Here is a 6,929-nt window from a genome sequence, read left to right on the forward strand (position 1 = left end):
GCCATGGTGCTGATGGCGCCCTTCGACATCCTGGCCTCGCTGGCCATGGACATCTACCTCCCGATTGTCCCGGCGATGCCGGGGATCCTCGAGACATCGCCTGATGTCATCCAGCTGACGCTGAGCCTCTACATGATCTGTCTTGGGCTCGGCCAAGTCGTCTTCGGCCCGATTTCCGACAGGATCGGCAGGCGCCCGGTGCTGATCGGTGGCGCGCTTTTGTTTTCAGGCGCTTCCTTTCTGCTCGCCAGCACCTCACTGGCCGCTGTCTTCGTCGTCCTGCGCGTCATGCAGTCCATTGGTGCGTCCGCCATTCTCGTTGCAACCTTCGCAACGGTTCGCGACGTCTATGCGCAAAGACCCGAAAGTGCCGTCATTTACGGCCTGTTCAGCTCGATGTTGGCTTTCGTGCCGGCGTTGGGGCCGGTTGCCGGTGCGTTGATTGCCGACAATTTCGGCTGGCGGGCGATCTTCCTGACGCTCGGAGTCCTGGCCACGGCAGCTACCCTCAACGCATGGCCGAAATGGCACGAAACCCGCCCCTCGAATGGCGATACCAGGCGAATGGCGCTTCGACCCATTCTCTCCAGTCTTGCCTTCTGGACCTACACGCTTGCATTCAGTGCCGCCATGGGCGCCTTCTTCGTGTTCTTTTCGACTGCGCCACGGGTGCTCATGGATCGCGCCGGCTTTTCACAGTTCGGCTTCAGTCTAGCCTTCGCCACCGCGGCGCTGGTGATGATCGTCACCACCCGTTTCGCCAGAAGGTTCATTGCAAGCTGGGGCATCGCCGGCAGTGCCATCAGGGGCATGGCGATGCTGCTGTTCGGCGCGGCGCTATTGGCAGTGGGGCAACTGTTCGCACAGCCCTCCTTCGCGACATTTATCTTGCCGATGTGGGTCGTTGCCGTGGGTATCGTCTTCATTGTCTCAGTCACCGCAAACGGTGCACTCGAGGCGTTTGGCGATGTCGCGGGAACCGCAGTCGCACTCTACTTCTGCATCCAGAGCCTTGTCGTCGGCATCTTCGGCACGTTGTTCGTCGTCCTGCTCGGCGGAGACACGGCGTGGCCGCTGGTCGCCTACTGTTCGGTCATGGCGACGCTCACACTAAGCGCACTGAGGCATTTGCAGAAACGCCAAACCGAATAGACTGGACAGATGAGAAGCCTGGGCGGTTGGCGCAGGCTTCTCATCGTTGTCAGCGCGACGCCGCACACACCTCCCGCACACAGTCGCGCAACCAGCGTTGCGCCGGATCGGCATCGAGGCGCGGATGCCAGAGCATGGAGATAGTGACTTCCGCGGTGGCAACCGGCAGGGGAAAACTGCGCATGCCGGCGCGTGCGCCCTCGGTATGCCGCTCCGGAACGCTGGCGATCAGGTCTGATGTGCGGGCCATGGCAAGGGCTGCCGAGAAACCGGAAACCATGCACACGACGGTCCGCCGCAGCCCGAGCCGGTTCAAAGCCTCGTCGATCGGCCCTTTCTCGCGGCCACGCCGTGAAACGCTGATGTGTCGGCCTGCGGCATAGCGCTCAGGCGTCACCGCGCCCTCGGTCAAGGGATGGCCCGTTCGCACGGCGCCGATGAAGCGGTCGCGAAGCAGCGCCTGGATGCGCACCTCCGGGCCGGTCTCGCCAGCGACGCCTATGTCCAGATCGATCGCCGCGTCGCGCAGCGACATGACGTCCCGGTCGGACTTCGGTGCAAAGCGCAGCCGCACGCCGGGCGCATCGGCCTGGATACGGGCAACGAGACGAGGTGCGAACTCTTCGACGAAGCTCTCATTGGTGCGCAGCGTGAAGACCCTGTCCAGGTTCGGGAGATCGAGCAAGGTGGCAGGGCGCAGGATCGCCTCCGCATCCTGGACGACAGGGCCTACCTGCTGTCGCAGTTCTTCCGCACGCGGCGTAGCCACAAGGCCTCGACCGGCGCGAACCAGCAGCGGATCGCCCGTCGCCTGGCGCAGTCGCGCCAGCGTGCGGCTCATCGCCGAAGGGCTGAGGCGTAGGCGGCTGGCGGCGCGCGCCACGCTGCCTTCGGTCAGCAGGACGTCGAGAGCGAACAGTAAGTTGAGATCGGGTGATGTCATCGGCAGATCATGACATGATATGGCGCCAAACGCACGAATAAGATGCAAATGCTGCGCCTTCCGCCACATTGGCCAAGGAACTAGATCTCCAGCAGTTCCGGTTGTGGGACTGATGGAAGGAGATCGCCGTGGCAATCGCTGAGCAAAATCCGGACGCGCTGACATCGGCGCCACCACGGATGCAATCCGCCGGCTGGGCGTTGGCAAGCCTGTCGCTCGCCACACTGCTGTCGTCGCTGGGAACCAGCATTGCCAGCGTCGGGCTGCCGTCGCTGATGCAGAATTTCGGCGCGACGTTCCAGGCCGTGCAATGGGTTGTTCTGGCCTATCTCCTCGCCATCACCACACTGATCGTCAGCGCCGGCCGGCTGGCCGACATGTTCGGGCGCCGACCGTTGCTGCTTGGGGGCATCGCGCTGTTCACGTCCGCATCGGTGCTCTGCGGCCTGGCGCCGACACTCTGGCTGCTGATTGCCGCACGCGCCGTGCAGGGACTTGGCGCAGCGCTGATGATGGCGCTGACGCTGGCCTTCGTCGCCGAAACCGTGACCAAAGACAGAATCGGCGGCGCCATGGGCCTGCTCGGCGCCATGTCCGCGATCGGCACGACACTTGGCCCCTCGCTCGGCGGCCTTTTGATCACCGGCTTCGGCTGGCGGGCGATCTTCCTCGTCAATGTCCCGCTGGGAGTGCTCACCTTCGCTCTTGCCTGGCGTGCCCTGCCGGCACGCAATAAAACCGCGCGGCTCGACCGAGGCACGTTCGATGTCGTGGGCACCGCCCTGCTGGCCCTGACGTTGGCCGCCTATGCGCTGGCGATGACGCTGGGCAGAGGCAATTTCGGCACGCTCAACATCGGCCTGCTGATCGCCGCAGGCACCGGCGTTTTTCTTTTCGCCGCCGCGCAGGCGAGAGTGAAAAACCCCTTGATCCGGCTTGCCAGCTTCCGCGATCTCCAGCTGAGTGCCAGTCTCGCCATGAGCCTCGTCGTCGCCACGGTGATGATGGCGACGCTGGTTGTGGCTCCGTTCTACCTGTCGCGCGGGCTCGGGCTGGATGCTGCAATGGTGGGTGTGGTGCTGTCGACCGGCCCGCTCGTCTCGACCTTGTCGGCGCTGGTGGCCGGACGCCTGACCGACCGCTTCGGCGCTCATAGGATGATGGTCGCAGGCCTGCTCAGCCTCACGACAGGCACGTTCCTGCTGTCGCTCGCCGTGACCAGATTCGGCATTGCCGGCTATGTCGTTGCGATCACCGTCACCTGCATCGGCTACGCGCTGTTCCAGACGTCGAACAATGCAGCCGTCATGACCGGCGTTGACGCGGGTCAGCGCGGCGTCGTCTCCGGTCTGCTCAACCTTTCGCGCAATCTCGGGCTCATCACCGGCGCCTCGTTGATGGGCGCCATATTCGCCGTCGCATCGGCCGAAGGGCACGAAGGCATTGGTCTTCTGAGTTCCGAGGCCGCCGCCCGGGGAATGCAGGTCACCTTTCAGACGGCGACGGTGCTGGCGCTGGCTGCGCTGTTCCTCGCACTGCTCTCGGCCCGCGCCACAGGCCGCGCAGAATCCAGGGCTTCGTGACGCGCACACCGCTCAGAGAGTAGAATTCCAAACAGGCTCAGGCACCTGCCCGCTTGCGGCGTTCATAGAGCATGACCAGCGTTTCCGCCGTCAAGGCAGGCTTTTCCTCGCCTTCGATCTCGACCGTGTTGGCCGCCTTCATCAGATACTGGCCCGGGCCCCTGTCCTCCATGGACAGCAGCGTGATGCGCAGTCTGATGCGGGCGCCGACCCTGACCGGCGCCAGGAAGCGTACTTTGTCGAAGCCATAATTGAAGGCGGCCTGCGTATTCTCGGGCACGATGCCCATGCCGAGCGCCAGCGCGCCGATGATCGACAGCGTCAGATAGCCATGCGCGATCGTCGTGCGGAACGGGCTTTGCCGCCGCGCCCTTTCAGGGTCGACATGAATCCATTGATGGTCGCCGGTGCATTCAGCGAACTGATCGATGCGGTTCTGGTCGACCGTCGTCCACTCCGACACGCCGAGTTCCAGCCCGGCCATCGTCCTCAACTGCTCGTAGGTAGGCGGCGTTTTAGGCCGTATTTCGTTCATTCCTGGTTTCCCGATCGCTTCCAGAGCCTCCGGACCACGAACTGACGGCCTCTGTCAATTCGCTCTACACGAATCCGTTCCGTCGATTTCGGCCGCAATCGTGCCACGCCGCCGGCGCAGTCGCAGGCCAACTCGGGCTTTCCGGTCTTCAGGGCGGCCGGCAGCCATGAACCGGTCCCGGCCACATCCGCTACTTCTTCTCGTAGCCGGCGCGGATTTCCTCCATCGCCTCCTTGATGCGGGTGCGCAGGATGTCGACCGATTCGGCACCGGATTTCTTGACCAGTTCAGCCACTTCGCCGGCATTTTTCAACGCGGCCTCGAAGGACTTTCTGGCAAACTCCGTCTGTTTGGCCATCAGTTCCTGCGGATTGCCCGGCGCCCTGTAGCTTTGCGCCATATCGGTGACCTCGCGCAGCGTATCCTGCAGCATCTCGCGCTGCCGGGACAACAGCGAGGTGGCGCCGGCGGCACCGGCTCGTGCCGATTTCTCCAGCGCTTCGAGGTTCTTGCGATGATGGGCGAGGATCGCCTCGACATCGACATTCGGCACCTTCAGGTCGCGGCCGAACCTGCCGAACATGTCCATGAAGGAATCGGATTCCGGTTGTTTTGCCATGCTTGTTTGCTCCCCTTTGCCGCGGATGCGGGCACCCTCGGATGGAGAATAACACTCGCGTGCCGTGAGTCCATTCGGACGCGGAGGAATGAGCGCCAGTCTGGCCGCGCATCAATTCACGAGGAACAGCCGCTCGGCCACATAGAGCACGACACCGGCGAGGCCGCCGATGATCATGCCGTTGAAGCGGATGTACTGCAGGTCCCGGCCGATGTTCATCTCGATCAGCCGCGTCAGTTGCGCGAGGTCCCAGCGTTTGACCTGGTCGGCGATGAATGTCGACACGCCGGCCTTCTGGCTCTCCACGAACGACGCCAGCGCCACCACGAACCCCTGGTTCATGTCGGCCCGGATCTGCGCATCGCCGGCAAGATGCCGGCCGACCTCGACGAACATGTTGGCGAGGTGCGCACGGATGACCGAATTCGGCGCCTTGGCATCCTGCTCGATGAACTGGCTGAGGCTTGCCCACATGTCGCCGGCCAATCCCTTGACCTCCGGCCGGCCCAGGAAGTCGCGCTTCAGCTTTTCGGCCCGTTTGGCGTATTGTTTCGATGTCCTCAGCTTATCGATGAAGCCTTGGGCGAAGCTGTCGAATTCGGCGCGCAGCGGGTGGTCGGGATCGGCCCTCACTTCGTCGAGCAGCGAGCCCGCCGAGGCGACGATCTTCTTCAGGAGATAGGCGTCGGCGCGGAACAGGTTGAACAGCGACGGCAGTTCCTCGCGGATTTTTTCGCGCATCGTTGCCAGCGCTTTTTCGTCATTGAGGAACCGCCCGATCACCTTGGTGAATTCGTCGAACAATTTCTGATGGCGGCGATCATCGGTAAGCGCCGAGAGCAGTTCGGCGGCCAGCGGCGCCAGCGGCACCTTTTCGATCTGTTCGAGCATGCGGCTGGTGACGAAGCCGCGCAGGCCGGATTGCTCTATCGCCGCAAGCGTCTGCGGCACCAGCCGCACGATGAAGCGCGACAGGCCGGCGGCGCGCTCCGTATCGGCCAGCCAATCGGCGACCAGCGCCGAAAAATCGACCTCGGCAAGCTTTTCACGCACCGGTTCGGGCGCCAGAAAGTTGACCTCGATGAAGCGGCCGAGATTGTCGGCGATGCGGTTCTGGTTCTCGGGGATAATGGCGGTGTGCGGGATCGGCAGCCCCAGCGGCCTTCGAAACAGCGCCACCACCGCGTACCAGTCGGCGAGGCCGCCGATGGTCGCCGCCTCGGCAAAGGCAGCGACGAAGCCGAGCCACGCATGGATGTGCTCGAACGATTTGGCGAGCGCAAACACCAGTACGCAAAGCGCCAGCGCGGCCGCCGCGAGGAATTTCGTCCGCCGCAACGCGGAAAGCTTCGCATCCGCTTCGGCATCGAAACGGACCGGCGTCAAGGGCGAAGCCGATTGTGACATGGGTGAGCCGCTCCTCGTCGATCTCAGCCTATCTAGTGTTCCGACGGCCGAAATACCCGCGACAGCCGGTTTCGCCCGGCATCTTGCCCGGCTGCGCACACAAAGTTGAGGAGAAAATTCATCTATCGCGCCAAGCTAGTCTGGAATTATTCCAAGGTATAGGCCATATTCCGCCTGGGCCAATGTGGCGAATCCGGAATTTCGGGTCAAAGCCGCATCAGCAAAATTTCCAGATCTGGCGTGGGTTGCACCGCCCCAGTGCCTTGTGAGGACAATATGCGGCTTACGCGCCAGACCAACTATGCCATGCGCATCTTGATGTATTGCGCGGCAAATGACGACCGATTGAGCCGTATTCCCGAGATCGCGGCCGCCTATTCTGTGTCGGAGCTTTTCCTGTTCAAGATCCTGCAGCCGCTGGTCGAGCACGGCCTCGTCCAGACCGTGCGTGGCAGGAATGGCGGCGTCAAGCTTGGCCGGGCGGCCGAAGCCATCAGCCTGTTCGATGTCGTGCGCGTGACGGAAGAGAGCTTCGCCATGGCCGAATGCTTCGAGAACGATGCCGCCGAATGCCCGCTCGTCGACAGCTGCGCGCTGAACTCGGCGCTGCGCGAGGCCCTGAATGCGTTTTTCGCAGTGCTCGCCCGCTATACGATCGCCGATCTGGTAGCGGCGCGGCCGAATGTACGC

7 protein-coding genes are annotated in these 6,929 nt (G+C 63.3%); 3 read left to right on the forward strand and 4 right to left on the reverse strand.

The window, feature by feature from the left end:
• On the forward strand, positions 1-1,152 hold a 1,152-nt coding region (gene cml / locus EN879_RS18805), incomplete at its 5' end, for a CmlA/FloR family chloramphenicol efflux MFS transporter (RefSeq protein WP_206520964.1).
• A gap of 49 nt (positions 1,153-1,201) precedes the next feature.
• Here the strand turns inward: cml and EN879_RS18810 are convergent.
• Positions 1,202-2,095, reverse strand: a complete 894-nt coding sequence (locus tag EN879_RS18810; protein ID WP_063170254.1) for a LysR family transcriptional regulator — start codon at positions 2,093-2,095, stop codon at positions 1,202-1,204.
• 128 nt (positions 2,096-2,223) lie between these two features.
• On the opposite strand from EN879_RS18810, the gene EN879_RS18815 reads away from it, so the two are divergent.
• The gene (locus EN879_RS18815; protein WP_063168162.1) at positions 2,224-3,678 is read left to right on the forward strand and encodes an MFS transporter; all 1,455 of its coding nucleotides are present in this window, start codon (positions 2,224-2,226) and stop codon (positions 3,676-3,678) included.
• Positions 3,679-3,715: 37 nt separating this feature from the next.
• On the opposite strand, the gene EN879_RS18820 is transcribed toward EN879_RS18815, so the two are convergent.
• From EN879_RS18820 to EN879_RS18830, 3 genes are all read right to left on the reverse strand, one after another.
• Positions 3,716-4,213: a MaoC family dehydratase gene (locus EN879_RS18820; protein WP_013531248.1), complete on the reverse strand. Its 498-nt coding sequence runs from the start codon at positions 4,211-4,213 to the stop codon at positions 3,716-3,718.
• A 190-nt stretch (positions 4,214-4,403) separates the two neighbouring features.
• Positions 4,404-4,832 carry a phasin family protein gene (locus tag EN879_RS18825; RefSeq protein WP_024503818.1) on the reverse strand — a complete coding sequence of 143 codons (429 nt, stop codon included), beginning with the start codon at positions 4,830-4,832 and terminating at the stop codon, positions 4,404-4,406.
• A gap of 111 nt (positions 4,833-4,943) precedes the next feature.
• Entirely contained in the window at positions 4,944-6,239 is a 1,296-nt protein-coding gene (locus EN879_RS18830; RefSeq protein WP_063168163.1) for a DUF445 domain-containing protein, read from the reverse strand.
• 276 nt (positions 6,240-6,515) lie between these two features.
• Here EN879_RS18830 and rirA point away from each other — a divergent pair.
• Positions 6,516-6,929 (forward strand): iron-responsive transcriptional regulator RirA (gene rirA / locus EN879_RS18835; RefSeq protein WP_127274171.1); only part of this gene is annotated, 414 nt, incomplete at its 3' end.

The organism is Mesorhizobium sp. M7A.F.Ca.AU.002.02.1.1 (genome assembly GCF_003998535.1).
GTDB lineage: Bacteria > Pseudomonadota > Alphaproteobacteria > Rhizobiales > Rhizobiaceae > Mesorhizobium > Mesorhizobium ciceri.